Annotated in this window: 17 protein-coding genes and 1 tRNA gene; 14 read left to right on the top strand and 4 right to left on the bottom strand. The window is 50.1% G+C overall.

Features of this window, described 5'->3' with window-relative positions; translation table 11 throughout:
• Window positions 1–38: 38 nt before the first annotated feature.
• The 3 genes from fliT to fliD are packed head-to-tail and all read right to left on the bottom strand — an operon-like array spanning window position 39 to window position 2269.
• Window positions 39–413, bottom strand: a complete 375-nt coding sequence (gene fliT / locus IB212_RS13850; RefSeq protein WP_041909376.1) for a flagella biosynthesis regulatory protein FliT — start codon at window positions 411–413, stop codon at window positions 39–41.
• On the bottom strand, window positions 413–823 hold the full coding sequence (fliS, locus tag IB212_RS13845; RefSeq protein ID WP_041909379.1) for a flagellar export chaperone FliS: 411 nt from the start codon (window positions 821–823) through the stop codon (window positions 413–415). The genes fliT and fliS overlap by 1 nt, the downstream gene beginning before the upstream one ends.
• 9 nt (window positions 824–832) lie before the next feature.
• Entirely contained in the window at window positions 833–2269 is a 1437-nt protein-coding gene (gene fliD, locus IB212_RS13840) for a flagellar filament capping protein FliD (RefSeq protein ID WP_041909380.1), read from the bottom strand.
• Between the two features lie 366 nt (window positions 2270–2635).
• On the opposite strand from fliD, the gene IB212_RS13835 reads away from it, so the two are divergent.
• From IB212_RS13835 to sdiA, 10 genes are all read left to right on the top strand, one after another.
• A complete protein-coding gene (locus tag IB212_RS13835; RefSeq protein ID WP_041909382.1) occupies window positions 2636–3487 on the top strand; it encodes a flagellin domain-containing protein in 852 nt (283 codons plus the stop codon).
• Window positions 3488–3579: 92 nt separating this feature from the next.
• The gene (locus IB212_RS13830; protein WP_041909384.1) at window positions 3580–7257 is read left to right on the top strand and encodes a glycosyltransferase; all 3678 of its coding nucleotides are present in this window, start codon (window positions 3580–3582) and stop codon (window positions 7255–7257) included.
• A gap of 68 nt (window positions 7258–7325) precedes the next feature.
• Window positions 7326–8141, top strand: coding sequence for a glycosyltransferase (locus IB212_RS13825; protein WP_051486078.1), 816 nt, complete (start codon window positions 7326–7328; stop codon window positions 8139–8141).
• A gap of 157 nt (window positions 8142–8298) precedes the next feature.
• Entirely contained in the window at window positions 8299–9018 is a 720-nt protein-coding gene (locus IB212_RS13820; RefSeq protein WP_014170714.1) for an RNA polymerase sigma factor FliA, read from the top strand.
• A gap of 54 nt (window positions 9019–9072) precedes the next feature.
• Window positions 9073–9624, top strand: a complete 552-nt coding sequence (fliZ, locus tag IB212_RS13815; protein WP_028013680.1) for a flagella biosynthesis regulatory protein FliZ — start codon at window positions 9073–9075, stop codon at window positions 9622–9624.
• A gap of 86 nt (window positions 9625–9710) precedes the next feature.
• On the top strand, window positions 9711–10511 hold the full coding sequence (tcyJ, locus tag IB212_RS13810; protein ID WP_028013679.1) for a cystine ABC transporter substrate-binding protein: 801 nt from the start codon (window positions 9711–9713) through the stop codon (window positions 10509–10511).
• Between the two features lie 107 nt (window positions 10512–10618).
• Window positions 10619–11605 (top strand): D-cysteine desulfhydrase, encoded by a 987-nt coding sequence (gene dcyD / locus IB212_RS13805; RefSeq protein ID WP_041909386.1) that lies wholly within the window; start codon window positions 10619–10621, stop codon window positions 11603–11605.
• A 21-nt stretch (window positions 11606–11626) separates the two neighbouring features.
• Window positions 11627–12295 carry a cystine ABC transporter permease gene (tcyL, locus tag IB212_RS13800; RefSeq protein WP_028013677.1) on the top strand — a complete coding sequence of 223 codons (669 nt, stop codon included), beginning with the start codon at window positions 11627–11629 and terminating at the stop codon, window positions 12293–12295.
• A complete protein-coding gene (gene tcyN / locus IB212_RS13795) occupies window positions 12292–13044 on the top strand; it encodes an L-cystine ABC transporter ATP-binding protein TcyN (RefSeq protein ID WP_041909387.1) in 753 nt (250 codons plus the stop codon). Before tcyL ends, tcyN begins: the two co-directional genes overlap by 4 nt.
• Before the next feature lie 221 nt (window positions 13045–13265).
• On the top strand, window positions 13266–13988 hold the full coding sequence (gene sdiA, locus IB212_RS13790) for a transcriptional regulator SdiA (RefSeq protein WP_041909389.1): 723 nt from the start codon (window positions 13266–13268) through the stop codon (window positions 13986–13988).
• A 66-nt stretch (window positions 13989–14054) separates the two neighbouring features.
• Here sdiA and IB212_RS13785 read toward each other — a convergent pair whose 3' ends face one another.
• On the bottom strand, window positions 14055–14279 hold the full coding sequence (locus tag IB212_RS13785; RefSeq protein WP_014832453.1) for a DUF2594 family protein: 225 nt from the start codon (window positions 14277–14279) through the stop codon (window positions 14055–14057).
• A gap of 464 nt (window positions 14280–14743) precedes the next feature.
• Between IB212_RS13785 and uvrY the strand changes: the two genes are divergently transcribed.
• From uvrY to IB212_RS13765, 4 genes are all read left to right on the top strand, one after another.
• On the top strand, window positions 14744–15400 hold the full coding sequence (gene uvrY / locus IB212_RS13780) for a UvrY/SirA/GacA family response regulator transcription factor (RefSeq protein WP_188245993.1): 657 nt from the start codon (window positions 14744–14746) through the stop codon (window positions 15398–15400).
• Complete coding sequence (gene uvrC / locus IB212_RS13775; RefSeq protein WP_041909391.1) at window positions 15397–17229, top strand: excinuclease ABC subunit UvrC; 1833 nt, start codon at window positions 15397–15399, stop codon at window positions 17227–17229. The genes uvrY and uvrC overlap by 4 nt, the downstream gene beginning before the upstream one ends.
• Window positions 17230–17285: 56 nt before the next feature.
• Window positions 17286–17834: a CDP-diacylglycerol--glycerol-3-phosphate 3-phosphatidyltransferase gene (gene pgsA, locus IB212_RS13770; protein ID WP_041909393.1), complete on the top strand. Its 549-nt coding sequence runs from the start codon at window positions 17286–17288 to the stop codon at window positions 17832–17834.
• 152 nt (window positions 17835–17986) lie between these two features.
• Window positions 17987–18062, top strand: a tRNA-Gly gene (locus IB212_RS13765).
• Window positions 18063–18101 lie beyond the last annotated feature (39 nt).

The following is an 18101-nucleotide window of genomic DNA, read 5'->3' as shown; positions in this document are numbered from 1 at the left end:
AAGCCATATGGCAGACTTCTGGAGTATGGATGAAGAAATCATAATTGTGTGTCGCGGGTCAAACTTTCTGGATAAAGAATATTTCCTGACAGCTTTCCATAGGTAGATGTTATGGATTGCTGTTTACCTGTTTGATCAATAAGATTGCGGAGCTCTTCCATGCGCACAGCCAGTAACTCTTTGAGTTCACTTTCATTTTTAAGCACATTTTCGAGCAATAATCTGGCCTGTTCGATGTGAGGCCGCGGTGCTGATGTTATTGGATTCTGCGATATATGTTCAATAAGTTGAACATAAGTAATTTCATGTGTGATTAGATCGTCCCACTGACCGGCTTTAGCCAGCTTAAGCATGGAAAGGCTGAGATTATGTAGCGCCTGCCAGGCGCTAAGGACAGAGTTGGGGGTGTTCATTAAAGATTATCCTGGTCAGAGGAGACATTAGAGCCAATTTGTTTCCACGCGTCAGCAATGTTATTCAATAATTCCTCAACTTCGACGATAGCCCCTTCGTCATTACGTAAATTAGCATGTAAAAGACGACGAATCATATAGTCATACAGTGCAGCAAGGTTCGCGGAAAGCGGACCTTCGATCTCCATATTCAAACCAGCCTTTAAACCGTTGTCGATGATATTTATTGCTTTCGACAGTGCTTCACCTTTTTCGGCAATACGACCCTCGTTGAGGAAAAGGCGGGCACGGACAAGGGCACTAAGTGCCCCGTCAAATAGCATGGTCACAAGTTGATGCGGATTTGCACTCATTACCGCACTTTCAAGACCAATTTGTTGATATGCACGCGCACCAATTTGTGAGTACATAGATATTCCTTAACTGCTGGAAGAACTGAATTGCTGTTTCAGATAGGTAGATGTATTGTTCATTTTGCTCATCAACGTATCCAGATTGGTGAATTGCGCTTTATATCGCGCCATTGTGGCTTCTATACTGGCTTCCATCGTATCATAGCGTTGGTCAAGCGTTTTCAGCGTCGTGTTAATACCATCAGTAGCATTCTTGATAATCCCTTCTTTGCCCGCCGTTGTGCTCAACATATTCGTGAGCATCGTACCCATTTGTGTCGCGAGTCCGGTTGTCTTGCCATCGCCGGCAAAATATTCCTGTACCGCTTCTGGATTATCCGTTAACGCCTTGCTCAATTTGTTGGAATCAACCTTAAGGTTGCCTAATGAACCGTCTGCCCCCGTTGCGGTGTCCTGCGTCACGCCAAGCTGAGCCAGGATTGCATAAGAGCCTGACTGCACCTCAGTTAATAATCCACGTAACTGCGACTGCACCGAACGTACCGTACTATCACCAATTAACGCGCCATTATTTGCGGACTGACTCTCACCGGCATCAACCTTTACATATTTAGTGACGGACGTAATGGTGGACTGTAAAGCGTTATAGGCCGTTACCCAGTCAGTAATGGCTTTCTGTGTGGTGTCAGCAGCACGGGTAATATTTAGGTTTTCGCTGCTCGTGCTTTCATTTTTAAGGCTCAGGGTAATACCTGGTAGGGCATCATTAATCGTGTTAGTTGAACGCTCAATCGTGATGTCGTTGATAATGACTTGCGAATTTTGGGATGCCGTCTGTTGATTCATTACCCCTGTGTGAGTTGACGAATCATAGCCAATGACGTTTTGTAATGTGCTGTCACCCGAGACGCTCACCGTCATATCATTTGCTGTACCAGATGTTTTTGATGTCAGCATTAAAGTGTAGTCACCGTCTTTCGCTTTAACGACGGTAGCCGTAACGTTACCGTTCGCTTTGTTAATCGCGCTGGCAATTCCATTTAATGAGGTATCGGAATCACCGAGTGTAACGGTCAGCGGCGTTGTTGAGCCGGCTTGTGCAATGGTTATTGTACGGGTTGCACCCGTTGTCGCGCCCAACGGTGAAGTCGCGCTAGTCTGGCTGGCAGTGGTCAGTACCTGCGCTTTTGCCAACGCTTTGACCTGAACGGTATAGCTGCCGACGGTTGCGCCCGTGGCTGTGGTTGCCATGAAGGAGTTATTGGTCGATCCTACGGCTGTTGCGTTCCATGTATCAGTTTTAGAAAGCGCTGCAGTGGCGGTATTGAGTGTTTGCATCGCACTTTGCAGCTTACTGAACGCACTGAGCTGCGCGTTATAAGAGGTTTGCTGATTCGTTATTGTCGTTAATTTTGTTTTTTCAGCGTTTTCAAGATTCGTGTAGAGCGTCTGTAGATCCAAACCTGAGCCTACGCCAAGACTACTGATTGTTGCACTTGCCATTAGATTGTTTCCTTTAGTCAATGGTAGTTTCAGCTAGTTATCGGCGGCATGAGAAAATAGTTTAACCATTAGCTAAGAAAATTATCGGTTGAATAAGCGGTATTCTCCTTACCATATACCCTCTTCGTTAACGGTATGAAGGATGCAGCCCTGGGATATTGCGTATGGCCCTACAAGGATGAATGCCATAAATAATTCTGTTTTTGGTATGATGACGTAAAATTATTTCTTTAAAATTAAATAGTTAAAAAAAAATCAATGAAAATTCTAAAGTCTTCAAAACGTTCGTCGATAACCTTTTTGACGGTGAGAGACGCCGTGAGTGTTAAGCACCGACCCTAGAATCCAATTTGAAGGAATTAAATTATGTCAGTAATCAATACTAACCTGTTATCCCTGTCTACTCAGAACAACCTGAACAAATCTCAGTCTGCTCTGGGTACCGCGATTGAGCGTCTGTCTTCTGGCCTGCGTATCAATAGCGCTAAAGACGATGCTGCTGGTCAGGCGATTGCTAACCGCATGAATTCTCAGATCAAGGGCATGACTCAGGCTGCTCGTAACGCCAACGATGGCATCTCTATGATTCAGACTGCTGAAGGCAACCTGAACGAAATTAACACCAACTTGCAGCGTATCCGTGAACTGTCTGTACAGGCAGCAAACGGCACCAACCAAGACACTGACATGACCTCCATCAACACCGAGATCAACCAGCGTCTGTCTGAAATCGACCGTATCGCAGGTGCTGCAAACTTCAACGGTAAAAACCTGCTGGATGGTTCTCAGAGCGGCGGCGTAACCATTCAGGTTGGTGCAAACACCAAAGCTGGCGATACCATCAGCATCGGTTCTGACTCTCTGATCAATGCTAAGCTCAGCTCTCTGGCATCCGGTACTGCCCTGTCCGGCGGCACGGCATCTATCAGCGACAACGCCACTGCAAAAGCTGTTATTGACGCAGTTGATACTGCACTTAAAGGTATCGACGGTGCGCGTAGCAACCTGGGTGCAATGCAGAACCGTTTCGAATCTACCGTTAACAACCTGAACAACTCAGTAACTAACTTGTCTGCAGCACAGTCTCGTATCCAGGATGCTGACTACGCAACCGAAGTGTCTAACATGTCACGTGCACAGATCCTGCAACAGGCTGGTACTTCTGTTCTGTCTCAGGCAAACCAGGTTCCACAGTCTATGCTGTCTCTGCTGCGTTAATTCTTACGCCCTTGATATTCAAAAACCCGGCGTTGCCGGGTTTTTGTTATATTGCCCAACTCCACTTAAATGTTGATAGACTTGAAAATATTATGCGCAAAATTTTACTTACCATTGACAGGTTTGAACATTACGGTCAACACGAGAGTATCTTTTTTGATCTGATAGAATATTTTCATCGTCACAACTGGCAGGTCGATGTTTTTGCCAAAACCACGGGTCGGTATTGGCTCAACAATTTGAATGTTATAAATGCAAATAAAACCATTCGCTTGTTGGAACAACCCGATGGTAAGTTGCACGCTTTCTACGATCTGATGTGGATATTTAACGGCTATATTCCCGCCGAGCTGAACACCATTTTTATGCAAGGAGACTGGGTTTCCAGAATCTTCTTCCATCACTTTTACAGTTATGCTGATTATGATTTACCCTACGGCGCTGATGTGGAAAATGTGCTTTCCAGCACCAGTTTTGCCTGCTCTACCGCCAGTTATGTCCGCTTAGTTGAAAAGGGAATTAAACAACCGCGGATCAAGATTTTCCCGCTCACAATTAATAATCAATTTGCGTCTGCCACAGGTGTCTTCACTGATAAGTTCGAAAAAGCACTACTGATCTCCACTGGGTATAATAAAAATTTAGCTGAGCTCATCGAGTCATTCCAGTCCAGAAATATTGAACTGGATTACTATAATCTCGACTCTGCGCCTGGTCCTGTAACGCCAGAGTTGCTGTCACAATATCAGCTTATCATTGGTGATGAAGCCCGAGTTGTACTTGCCATGGGCATGGGGCTACCAGTTGTGATATCAGATGGTATTTCCTCACACGGTTATCTGACAGAAGCAAATCTGCTGGAACGCAGTGATTATCACTTTGCACTGACAGGTGCTCCCAAAATCGTTAACCGTAACCGCTGGATAAAAGAGATCCTTGACGGTTACCCGCAAGCAGCCCACTGGGCTTGGGAATACCGGGCTGAAGCAAACGCGCAGCTTTCTTTAGACGCCTGCGTTGAACGTATATTCGATCGTCTGCCTGCGCCAAAAGTATTAAAAATTTCGCAAGAACAGCACCGCAATCTCGAGTTTCACCGCAAGGTTATGGACAGTTTCGGCGAAGAAACAACGCGATCAGTCAGTAGCTGGATGAATGAAAGAAAACCGACGCCATTGCGTTCCGCAATTATAGGCACGTTGCTTCAGTCTTTCCCTGCCTGCGCCAGTATTTCGGTCATAATCATCGATCGTGAAGGCGACCGTGATAAGCTGCGTGCGAGTTTAAGCTCTGTTAATAGCCAGACATTAAGTGCCGATTCACTCATCGTCGTAGGAAAGCATCCATCGCATTCTATTACTGGCGATTCGACAATACGCTTCGTGGGCGATCTGAATCTGGCGGTGGACGGGATCGCATCCGCTAATTTGCTCATTATGGAGGCGGGCGATACCCTGGAAGAGCATGCACTACTTACCTGTGCCGAATTTACCATGCGGGATCCGCAGAAGGCGTTTTGGTATTTTGATGAACTCGTTATCCGTAATGATAAGGAAGATGGCTTAATTCTTAAGCCGGAATGCGATATAGATATGTTGCGTGCGCATCCTTATATCGGCTCCAGTGTCTTTATTTCGACAGATGCATTACGTCGCCACAATGGATTTAATCCAGACTTTTTGTATCTCAGTCATATCGATCTTTGCTGGAAATTAATTGAAGAAAAAGGACCGTTCGCGGTCGGTCATATTCCTGAGGCGCTGATCGCCAGAGCCATCAGTATGAGCGAATGGTGTAAAAACCCCGCTATCACTGATGAAATGAAAATCATCACTGCCGCACATCTCTCACGCTGCGGCATACATGCAACGATCGCGTCCGGCGAAGAACCTGGCGTCCAGTTCGTGACGTATCAACTTCCCGCTATTGCGAAGGTGTCGGTGATTATTCCGACCAGGGACCGTCTGATGTTGCTCCAGCGCTGTATTGATTCTTTGATGGAAAAAACCGCGTACCATCAGTATGAAATCATCATTGTTGATAATGGTTCAACTGATGAGGATGCGAGAAGGTACCTGGATCAACTAGAGTCGATGCAACTGACGCAAATTAGAGTTCTGCGCTGGGATACTGCGTTCAACTTTGCTGCTATCAACAACTACGCTAGCCGTTATGCAACAGGTGAGTACCTGTTGTTCATGAACAATGATGTTGAAATTCATGATGCCAACTGGATGGGGGCTTTACTCGAACTCACTCAACGCCCGGAAGTCGGTATTGTCGGGAGTAAACTTGAATATCCGGATGGTACGCTGGAGCATGGTGGGTATATTACAGGCATCAATGACGGCGTGGTTGTCTGCGGGAAAGGGAGCTCTCCGGATGACAGTGGCTTCCTTAGCCGACTGAAGATCCCTCGGGGCGCTCATGCAGTAAGTGCAGCATGCATGATGGTGCGTAAAGATGTATTTGATGAGCTTGGCGGATTCGATGAAGAGAATTTCCCGATCTACTACGCTGACGTTGATTTGGCATTAAAAGCGAAAGCGCAAGGGTATATTACCCTGTGGACACCGTTTAGCCGAGTTAAGCACCTTGGCGGAGCTTCGCGTTTGTTCCCAGAAAAATTTGCAGTCGCTACTCATGCGGATGAAGCATGCAGTGATGCGCTGTTGGAGAAATGGGGAGCAGAACTGGCGCGTGATCCTTATTACAATCCAAATATGAATCGTCTCGGGTCGACATTCAGCCTGAATACCCGTATGTCGCGCTTACCGCATGCGCTGCCAGGAAAGCCGTTACCTGTAATCATGGGGACCCACATTAACTGGACAGGATGCGGTAATTATCGCGTCATTAAACCTCTTCATGCGCTTCAGCAAGAGTTGAAGGCTGATGGCGGATTGATCCTCGGCCTGCCCACGGTGATGGAAGTAGCGCAGTTTCAGCCCGATCGCCTGATTCTTGAAGTGCCTATCGCCGATGATATTCCCCGGACAGTACAACGCTATCGTCAGGTCTGTAATGCCAAAATTATTATGGAATTTGATGATTACTATTTAGACGTCCCTGAGAAAAATATCTTCAGGGAGAATGTACCAAAAGACATCCAGAATCGACTGACCTCGGCTCTGGCCCTGGCTGACTGGGTTGTCGTGTCAACTGAGCCGCTGGCTGAAGCCTATTCTCGTTTTCATTCGGATATCCGCGTGGCAAAAAATCGCCTGGATATAGAACTGTGGGGGAACCTCAAGTCCGCAAAACGCCGCGGTAAAAAGCCGCGGGTAGGTTGGGCGGGGGGGGCGAGTCATACGGGCGATCTCGAAATATTATTACCGATCATTTCTGAATTAAAAGATGAAGTGGAATGGGTGTTTATGGGGATGAAGCCAGAGGGCGTCGTGTGCGAATTCCATTTACCTGTGCCTTTTGAGCATTATCCACAAAAGTTGAGTGAACTTGATCTTGATCTTGCATTGGTCCCGCTCGAACAGAATCGATTTAACGAATGTAAAAGTAATCTTCGTCTCTTAGAACTGGGAAGTTGCGGATTCCCTATTATCTGCACGGATATCGAGCCTTATCGCTGTGGCCTCCCCGTTCATCGGGTAAAAAATACGCCTAATGCGTGGATTGCTGCTGTTCGTGAATACATTCACGACTGGAATGCGCTCGAGAAGGCTGGTGAAGAACTGCGCAAAGCTGTGCATCGCGACTGGATGTTAAGAGAGGGCGGTTTGGATGATTGGCAGCGCGCCTGGATAGGCTAATGCTTGTACCCGGGCGGAGGAGCGCCAGAAACTGGCGGTGTCTGAAACGAAGAATAGGTAAATGATGTATGTATCAGGGTGAAAAAATTGGTGTGGGGATCGTCACTTATAACCGTAAAGACGGTTTGCTTAAATTATTAAACTCTCTTCCGCGCCAATATATTGATGAACTGGTCATTATTAATGATGGACAACATTTCCCTGAGTATTCAGGTCTGGATTGCCACTATGTTTTGAATGAAGAGAATCTTGGGGTAGGGTGCAGCAAAAATAGGGCGCTATCTTACCTGCGAGAAAAGGGCGTTGATCACTATTTCCTCATTGAGGATGACTTGTTTGTCAAACGGAATGATGTTTTTCATCGCTACATTGAAATGTCCCGCCTCACAGGGGTACAACACTTCAATTTTAGTCAGCATGGGTTACTGAATGTTAATCAGCAGGGGCAGCCACTCGTACGGATGCGCTGCGATTATGCCGGTGAAAAACTATTTATGTTCCCTTCCTGTGTCGGGGCATTTAGCTACTATACCTCGCTGGCGCTTGATACGGTGGGGCTCATGGACGAACGTTTCTATAATGCGCTTGAACATGTTGACCATACCATTGCAGTCATAGATGCCGGCATGCATCCTCCGTTCGGTTATTTTGCAGATATAGCAGATTCACAAGACTATATTGGCGATGAGGGATGGAGCACTCAGCAATCTACAATTTCAGGCGAGCTCACTTTTAGAGCAATAGTTACAGTTGCTTTGCAACGGTTTAAACAAAAGCGTGGTTTCGTGCCTGCAGATATTACTATTGAGAACACAAAGAAAGTTACCCGGATACTGGAAAAAATCCATAGCAAATATGCAGTTAAAGACTTAAGGGCACAATAAAACATTCAGCACGCCAGTAGTAGAAAAACGACTGGCTGCAGAATTTCCTGTTCTAATCTCAAAATAACCCCTCATTTCACCCATTATTCATCCAATTGAACGCCCTGCAGAATCGGATAATCATGCCGATAACTCAACTAACGCAGGGCTGTTTATCGTGAATTCACTCTATACCGCTGAAGGTGTAATGGATAAACACTCGCTGTGGCAGCGTTATGTCCCGCTGGTGCGTCACGAAGCATTGCGCCTCCAGGTGCGTTTGCCGGCGAGCGTGGAACTTGACGATCTGCTACAGGCGGGCGGTATCGGGTTATTGAATGCAGTTGACCGATACGACGCTCTGCAAGGAACGGCATTTACGACTTACGCAGTTCAGCGTATTCGTGGTGCGATGCTGGACGAGCTGCGCAGCCGCGACTGGGTGCCGCGCAGCGTTCGCCGCAACGCGCGCGAAGTGGCGCATGCGATGGGGCAGCTGGAACAGGAACTGGGACGCAACGCAACGGAAACCGAAGTGGCGGAACGTCTTGGTATTGCTGTTGAAGAGTATCGTCAGATGTTGCTCGATACCAATAATAGCCAACTCTTCTCCTATGACGAGTGGCGCGAAGAGCATGGCGATAGCATCGAGCTGGTGACGGACGAGCACCAGCAGGAAAACCCGTTACACCATTTAATGGAAGGGAATTTACGCCAGCGCGTAATGGAAGCGATTGAAGCTCTGCCCGAGCGCGAACAGCTGGTGTTGACCCTTTATTACCAGGAAGAGCTTAATCTCAAAGAGATTGGCGCGGTTCTGGAGGTGGGGGAGTCGCGGGTTAGCCAGCTGCACAGCCAGGCCATTAAACGCTTACGAACCAAACTGGGTAAGTTATAGGTGATCCAATCACCCGAAAAATGCCGCACAACGTATTGACAACCAGGAGTTATCATGACGGTGCAGCAATCTAAAAGACGGCCTTTAAGCCGCTACCTGAAAGACTTTAAACACAGCCAGACGCATTGCGCCCACTGTAACAAATTACTCGATCGTATCACGCTGGTTCGCCGCGGCGAGATCGTGAATAAAATCGCTATCTCTCGCCTCGACACGTTAATGGATGAAGCCGCGTGGCTCGAAGAGCAAAAAGAGTGGGTGGCGCTTTGCCGTTTCTGTGGCGATCTCCACTGCAAAGAGCAAAGCGACTTCTTTGATATCATCGGCTTCAAGCAATTCCTGTTTGAACAAACGGAGATGAGCCACGGCACCGTGCGCGAATATGTGGTTCGCCTGCGCCGTCTTGGGCAGCATCTGAGCGTTAACAATATCTCTCGCGATTTGCTGAAGACCGGTTACCTGGATGAAAATCTGGAGCCGTGGCTGCCTGCAACCAGCACCAACAACTACCGTATTGCGCTGCGCAAGTATGCGCAATATAAGGTGCAAATGCCGGGTTCCGTGAAGCAGAAAGCGCTCGCCGGAACAACTTCTGATATATATTAAAAAAGAATAAGATGTAGCGCAGTCGCCTTTGACGTTGCAGGCGATTTCTCTACACTACGTAAAAATTCCACTATATCGGGGTATTTATGAAATTTGCACTTCTGGGTCGTCAGGCGCTGATGGGTGTTATGGCCGTCGCGCTGGTTGCGGGCATGAGCGTGAAAACGTTCGCTGCAGAAAACCTGCTGAATAAAGTAAAAGAGCGCGGTACGCTGCTGGTCGGGCTGGAAGGAACCTATCCTCCCTTCAGCTTCCAGGGCGATGACGGCAAGCTGACCGGTTTTGAAGTGGAATTTGCAGAAGAACTGGCGAAGCACCTCGGCGTTAAAGCCTCCCTGAAACCGACCAAATGGGACGGTATGCTGGCCTCGCTGGATTCAAAACGCATTGACGTGGTGATTAACCAGGTGACCATTTCTGACGAGCGTAAGAAGAAGTATGACTTCTCCACGCCGTACACCGTGTCCGGTATTCAGGCGCTGGTGAAGAAAGGCAACGAAGGCTCCATTAAATCCGCTGCCGATCTGAAAGGCAAAAAAGTCGGCGTCGGTCTGGGAACCAACTACGAAGAGTGGCTGCGCCAGAACGTTCAGGGCGTGGACATCCGCACCTATGATGATGACCCGACGAAATATCAGGACCTGCGCGTAGGCCGTATCGACGCCATTCTGGTTGACCGTCTGGCCGCTTTGGATCTGGTGAAGAAAACCAATAATACCCTGGCAGTAGCGGGTGATGCGTTCTCTCGTCAGGAATCCGGCGTGGCCGTCCGTAAAGGCAACGAGGATCTGGTGAAAGCCATTGATTCCGCGATTGCTGACATGCAGAAAGACGGCAGCCTGAAGGCGCTGTCTGAGAAGTGGTTCGGGGCCGACGTCACCAAATAAGTCTGTGACCTGGAAAAAAGGCGCTTTTAAAAGCGCCTTTTTTATTTCTTACGCGTCTGCGTGCATAATGAAAAATATCACATTTTGTCTGAGTTACCGGAGAGTCCATGTCACTACAGAATTTAACGCGCTTTCCCCGGCTGGAGTTTATCGGCGCGCCGACGCCGCTGGAGTACCTGCCGCGATTTTCTGATTATCTGGGACGCGATATTTTTATTAAGCGTGATGACGTGACGCCGATGGCGATGGGGGGCAATAAGCTGCGCAAGCTGGAGTTTCTGGCGGCCGACGCGCTGCGCGAAGGCGCGGATACGCTTATTACTGCCGGGGCCATTCAGTCCAACCATGTTCGTCAGACGGCCGCCGTGGCGGCAAAGCTCGGGCTTCACTGCGTGGCGTTGCTGGAAAACCCGATTGGCACGCGGGCGGAAAACTATCTCACCAACGGTAATCGTCTGCTGCTGGATCTGTTTAACGTGCAGGTGGAGATGGTGGATGCGTTGACCGACCCGACCGCGCAGCTCGACGATCTGGCCACGCGTCTGGAAGCGCAGGGTTTCCGTCCCTACGTTATTCCCGTCGGCGGTTCGAACGCGCTGGGCGCGCTGGGCTATGTGGAAAGTGCGCTGGAAATCGCCCAGCAGTGCGAGGGCGCCGTTAGCCTCTCGTCGGTCGTTGTCGCCTCCGGAAGCGCGGGCACGCATGCCGGGCTGGCGGTGGGGCTGGAACAGCTTCTGCCGGATGTCGAGCTGATTGGCGTGACGGTTTCTCGCAGCGTCGCGGGCCAGAAGCCAAAAGTAGTGGCTCTGCAACAGGCGGTGGCAGAGCAGCTGGATCTGAAGGCCAGGGCCGAGATCCTGCTCTGGGATGACTATTTTGCGCCGGGCTACGGCACGCCTAATGAAGAGGGGATGGAAGCCGTTAAGCTGCTGGCGCGCCTTGAAGGTATACTGCTCGATCCGGTCTATACGGGTAAAGCGATGGCCGGGCTTATCGATGGCATTGCGCAGAAACGCTTTAAGGATGAAGGGCCGATTTTATTTGTGCACACCGGCGGGGCGCCCGCGCTGTTTGCTTATCATCCTCATGTCTAAAAATCAGGTCGAAAAATAATAATGCAAGAAAGTATTCAACTGGTTATTGATTCCCTGCCATTCCTGCTGAAAGGTGCGGTATTCACGCTACAGCTCAGTATCGGCGGGATGTTCTTCGGTCTTGTGCTGGGCTTTGTACTGGCCTTAATGCGCATGTCGCCCATCCTGCCGGTACGCTGGCTGGCGCGCTTTTATATTTCCGTGTTTCGCGGTACGCCGCTTATCGCTCAGCTCTTTATGATCTACTACGGTTTACCGCAGTTCGGTATCGAGCTGGATCCCATCCCGGCGGCGATGATTGGCCTGTCGCTTAACACGGCGGCCTATACCTCCGAAACCCTGCGCGCGGCGATCTCGTCGATTGATAAAGGCCAGTGGGAAGCGGCGGCCAGTATCGGGATGACGCCGTGGCAGACGCTGCGTCGCGCCATTCTGCCGCAGGCGGCGCGGGTAGCGCTTCCGCCGCTGAGCAACAGCTTCATCAGCCTGGTGAAAGATACCTCTCTGGCTGCAACCATTCAGGTGCCGGAGCTGTTCCGTCAGGCGCAGCTGATTACCTCGCGCACCCTTGAAGTTTTCACCATGTATCTGGCCGCCTCGCTGATCTACTGGGTGATGGCGACGGTGTTGTCTGCTCTGCAAAACTACTTTGAAAACCAGCTTAACCGCCAGGAGCGTGATCCAAAATGAGTGCAATTGACGTCAAAAACCTGGTGAAAAAATTCCACGGGCAAACGGTGCTCCACGGCATCGACCTGGAAGTTGAGCAGGGCGAAGTCGTGGCGATTATTGGCCCGAGCGGGTCGGGGAAAACCACGCTGCTGCGTAGTATCAACCTGCTTGAGCAGCCGGAAGGGGGCACCATTCGGGTTGGGGAGATAACGATTGATACCGGTAAATCCATCAGCCAGCAGAAAGGGTTGATTCGCCGCCTGCGTCAGCATGTCGGCTTTGTGTTCCAGAGCTTCAATCTATTCCCGCACCGCACGGTGCTGGAAAATATTATTGAAGGACCGGTCATTGTAAAAGGTGAGCCCAAAGAGGAAGCGACGGCACGCGCCCGCGAGTTGCTCGCCAAAGTCGGGCTGGCAGGGAAAGAGACCAGCTATCCGCGCCGCCTGTCGGGCGGGCAGCAGCAGCGCGTGGCGATTGCGCGCGCGCTGGCGATGCGCCCGGATGTGATCCTGTTTGATGAACCGACCTCTGCGCTCGATCCGGAACTGGTGGGCGAGGTGCTGAACACCATTCGCCAGCTGGCACAGGAGAAACGTACGATGGTGATCGTGACCCATGAAATGAGCTTCGCGCGCGATGTCGCTGACAGAGCCATCTTTATGGACCAGGGGCGGATTGTGGAGCAGGGACCGGCGAAAAGCTTATTTGCTAACCCCCAGCAGCCGCGAACCCGTCAGTTCCTGGAAAAATTCCTTATGCAGTAGCATTTATGTACTCATTTGCTCCAGAAAGTTCTTCTGGAGCAAATTATTCTCGCTCTTCGCCTTAAACGGTGTTCTTTTATTCTACCCGAACAGAATAATCCTTATCCATAGCACAGTTAATTGTGCTAGTGCAGATATTTTGTGGTTAGAAATAAGTTTTATGTGTTAGGTTATATTCACCATAATAATGATTATCTTTTCAGAGGCTTCTTTTAGTAAGTATGAAGGATTCAGACTTTTTCACCTGGCGACGGGATTGCTCCCTGCGGTTTCAGGAATTGACCTGTGCCGCCGAGGTATATCATGAACTTCAGCGACAAACTCAGGCGCTGGAATTCGATTATTACTCACTCTGTGTGCGCCATCCGGTGCCGTTTACGCGGCCTAAAATTGCTGTGCATGCCACTTATCCGCAACAGTGGCTGGCGCAATATCAATCAGAGAACTATTTCACCATCGATCCGGTGCTAAAGCCGGAGAATTTCATTCAGGGGCATTTACCCTGGACGGACGAATTATTTGCGGATGCTCAGGAATTATGGCATAGGGCGCAGGACTTCGGTCTACGTTCGGGAATAACGCAGTGTCTGATGCTGCCTAATCATGCGCTCGGCTTCCTCTCTGTTTCCCGTACTCGCGCGCAGGAAGGACCGTTTTCCGGCGAGGAAATAGAGCTGCGGCTGCAGATGCTGGTGCAAATGGCATTAACCGCGCTGCTGCGTTTTGAAGATAAGATGGTTATGCCGCCTGAGATGAAATTCAGTAAACGCGAACGAGAAATTCTGAAATGGACCGCGGAAGGGAAGACGTCGGCGGAAATAGCGATCATTCTCTCTATTTCAGAGAATACGGTTAACTTCCATCAGAAGAATATGCAGAAAAAATTTAATGCGCCAAACAAGACGCAGATTGCCTGTTATGCGGCGGCTACGGGACTGATCTGATTAGAGAGTACGTTCTGCGTGACAGACGAGTGGACGGCTGAATGCACTGCATCCAGCCGTTTTTTGTTACTGGCGGTACGCTTGTTTGATTTGCTTAACGGTGTTAGCAAATACGGCCGATTCCGCCTGGTCTTCCATCTGCGCGATTTGTTTTTCCATTTTAATGATCACACGACCAGCATCAGCCTGGCCCATCGCCTGCAGCATCAGCGTTAGCAGCGCTTTCAGGCAGTTTACTTCCTGTGCCAGTTCCTGGTTATTCTCCGCAGTGGCAAATTCAGGTGTGCTCATTTATTTTCCTCATTATTAAACGGCGCTAAAGCGCGACGACGAAAGTCAAGGCGGCGGAGTATACCACAAGCTGCAGCAAAAAATGCAGCGGTTGTTTTTCGTACTTTTACGCCAGTGTTTATTTGCGTAAACAGAGCCAGCCGGTAAACTGATGCTCTGGTACGGCTATTAATTGTTTGCGCCTGGTTTACTTGCCGTTAATTATTGTTACAAAAATTGAGAACAGTTTTTCGGCGAGGAAAGCGTGCAAGCTTTTTGTAACTTTTTGAATACAGATGCTTAAAAATTCCCGCAAAAGCTCTGATGGCAAGGGCTCTCTTTCCATGGACTGTACAGGCTAATTTCCAAAAACGAGAGCAAAATCGAATAGCCGATTTTTTAACGTTTTAATCTTGTGATGAAAACCGTTAATATAAGCCAAATTATCACTCAGTAGCGTTATCCCTATTCTGGAGACATTTCCTTTGATCAACGTCCTTCTTGTTGATGACCACGTACTGGTGCGCGCAGGGATACGACGCATTCTTGAAGATATTAAAGGTATTAAAGTTGCCGGTGAGGCGTGCTGTGGGGAAGATGCCGTAAAATGGTGCCGCACAAACTCGGCCGATGTGGTGCTGATGGATATGAATATGCCCGGTATCGGTGGCCTTGAGGCAACACGCAAAATCGCGCGTACCTTTGTTGATACAAAAGTCATCATGCTGACCGTGCATACTGAAAATCCGCTTCCCGCGAAGGTGATGCAGGCGGGGGCAGCCGGTTACCTGAGCAAAGGCGCCGCACCGCAGGAAGTCGTCAATGCTATCCGTTCTGTATTTGCCGGGCAGCGTTACATTGCCTCCGACATTGCGCAGCAGATGGCGCTGAGCCAGATCGAACCCGAGAAAACGGAATCACCGTTTGCCAGTTTGTCTGAGCGTGAATTGCAGATTATGCTGATGATCACCAAGGGTCAGAAAGTGAATGAGATCTCAGAGCAGCTGAATCTCAGCCCGAAAACGGTCAACAGCTATCGTTATCGTATGTTCAGTAAACTGAACATTCATGGTGATGTTGAACTGACTCATCTGGCCATCCGGCACGGTTTATGTAACGCGGAGACGTTGTTAAGTCAGTGAGTGATGTATTCGATTCAAAAGCATTTCTGAAAACCGTAACCAGCCAGCCAGGCGTCTATCGGATGTATGACGCTGGCGGTACGGTTATCTATGTGGGGAAGGCCAAAGATCTTAAAAAGCGTCTTTCCAGCTATTTCCGCAGTAACCTTGCCTCCCGTAAGACCGAAGCGCTGGTCTCACTCATTCAGAATATTGATGTCACCGTGACGCATACCGAGACGGAAGCGCTGCTGCTTGAGCACAACTATATTAAGCTCTACCAGCCGCGCTATAACGTGCTGCTGCGGGACGACAAATCCTATCCGTTTATCTTTCTGAGTGGTGACACCCATCCGCGCCTGGCGATGCACCGCGGCGCAAAACACGCGAAAGGGGAATATTTCGGCCCCTTCCCGAATGGCTATGCCGTGCGGGAGACGCTGGCGCTGCTGCAAAAAATCTTCCCGATCCGCCAGTGTGAAAACAGCGTCTACCGCAACCGCTCGCGCCCGTGTTTACAGTACCAGATTGGGCGTTGCCTTGGCCCTTGTGTTGCCGGGCTGGTCAGTGAAGACGAGTATGCGCAGCAGGTAGAATACGTACGCCTGTTCTTAGCTGGCAAAGACGATCAGGTTTTAACCCAGCTGATCGCCAGAATGGAAAAAGCCAGCGCCGCGCTTGAGTTTGAAGAGGCTGCGCGGATCCGCGACCAGATCCAGGCGGTGCGCAGAGTCACTGAGAAACAGTTTGTCTCAAATACCGGCGACGATCTCGACGTTATTGGCGTGGCCTTCGACGCCGGCATGGCCTGCGTGCATGTGCTGTTTATTCGCCAGGGCAAAGTGCTCGGCAGCCGCAGCTATTTCCCGAAGGTGCCTGGCGGCACTGAGTTGGGTGAAGTGGTGGAAACCTTTGTTGGCCAGTTTTATCTTCAGGGCAGCCAGATGCGTACGCTGCCCTCGGAGATCCTGCTCGATTTTAGCCTCGATGATAAAACCCTGCTGGCCGATTCGCTTTCCGAACTGGCCGGGCGTCGGGTCAATGTTCAAACCAAACCGCGCGGCGACCGTGCACGCTATCTGAAGCTGGCGCGGACCAACGCGGCGACGGCGCTCACCACTAAACTGTCCCAGCAATCGACGGTTAGCCAGCGTTTAACCGCGCTGGCGACGCTCCTGAAGTTGCCGGAAGTGAAGCGAATGGAATGTTTCGATATCAGCCATACGATGGGTGAGCAGACGGTGGCGTCCTGCGTGGTATTTGACGCCAACGGCCCGCTGCGCGCCGAGTATCGCCGCTATAACATCACCGGCATCACGCCGGGTGATGACTATGCTGCCATGAATCAGGTGCTGCGCCGTCGCTACGGTAAAGCGATTGAAGAGAGCAAGATCCCGGACGTGATTCTTATCGACGGTGGGAAAGGGCAGCTAGGTCAGGCGAAAGCGGTATTCGAGTCGCTCGACGTTGAGTGGGACAAAAACCATCCGCTGCTGTTAGGCGTGGCAAAAGGGGCCGATCGTAAGGCCGGTCTGGAAACGCTGTTTTTTGAGCCGGAAGGTGAGGGCTTCAGCCTGCCGCCGGACTCCCCGGCGCTGCACGTCATCCAGCATATTCGCGATGAGTCGCACGACCATGCCATCAGCGGCCACCGCAAAAAACGGGCGAAGGTCAAAAACACGAGCACGCTTGAGACTATTGAGGGCGTTGGGCCAAAACGCCGCCAGATGCTGCTGAAGTATATGGGCGGATTGCAAGGATTACTCAACGCCAGTATGGAGGAAATTGCAAAAGTGCCGGGTATTTCGCAAGGGCTGGCAGAAAAGATCTACTACTCGTTGAAACATTGAGGGCTCTGTAGCAACATAGAGCTAAATTTTACTGACAACAAATAGTTACCGTCACTATGCAATATAATATCCCTACGTTGCTCACTCTCTTTCGTGTTGTACTCATTCCGTTCTTTGTGCTGGCGTTTTACCTGCCGGTCGTCTGGGCACCGTTCGCCTGCGCATTGATCTTCCTTATTGCAGCGGTAACTGACTGGTTTGATGGCTATCTGGCGCGCCGCTGGAACCAGAGCACCCGTTTCGGCGCCTTTCTCGATCCGGTAGCGGATAAAGTGATGGTCGCGATCGCGATGGTGCTGGTGGCTGAGCACTATCATACCTGGTGGGTGACGCTGCCCGCCGCAACTATGATTGGCCGTGAGATCATCATCTCTGCGCTGCGTGAGTGGATGGCGGAGCTGGGGAAACGCAGCAGCGTGGCGGTATCCTGGATTGGTAAAGTGAAAACCACCGCGCAGATGGCCTCGCTGGTGTGGATGCTCTGGCGTCCGAACGCCTGGGTTGAGTGGGCGGGGATTGGCCTCCTGTGGGTCGCGGCGGTGCTGACGCTGTGGTCAATGCTGCAATATTTGAACGCTGCGCGCGGGGATTTGCTTGATCAGTGATCGTTTCGCCGTAATTTTCAGCAAACAATCCAGACAAGCAAAAAATAACGTTGACTCATCACGTCATATCAGTAGAATGCAACGCATCGAACGGCGGCACAGCAAGCCGGACGATAATGAAATCAAGTGGTTAGCAGTTAACTTGATAACATGCGGGAATAGCTCAGTTGGTAGAGCACGACCTTGCCAAGGTCGGGGTCGCGAGTTCGAGTCTCGTTTCCCGCTCCAGATTAAAGACATGCGCAATTGCGGGTGTCAGTTAGAAAA

This window comes from Enterobacter sp. E12, assembly GCF_014596715.2.
Lineage (GTDB): Bacteria > Pseudomonadota > Gammaproteobacteria > Enterobacterales > Enterobacteriaceae > Enterobacter > Enterobacter bugandensis.
This window is presented reverse-complemented; position numbering and strand designations above follow the sequence as displayed.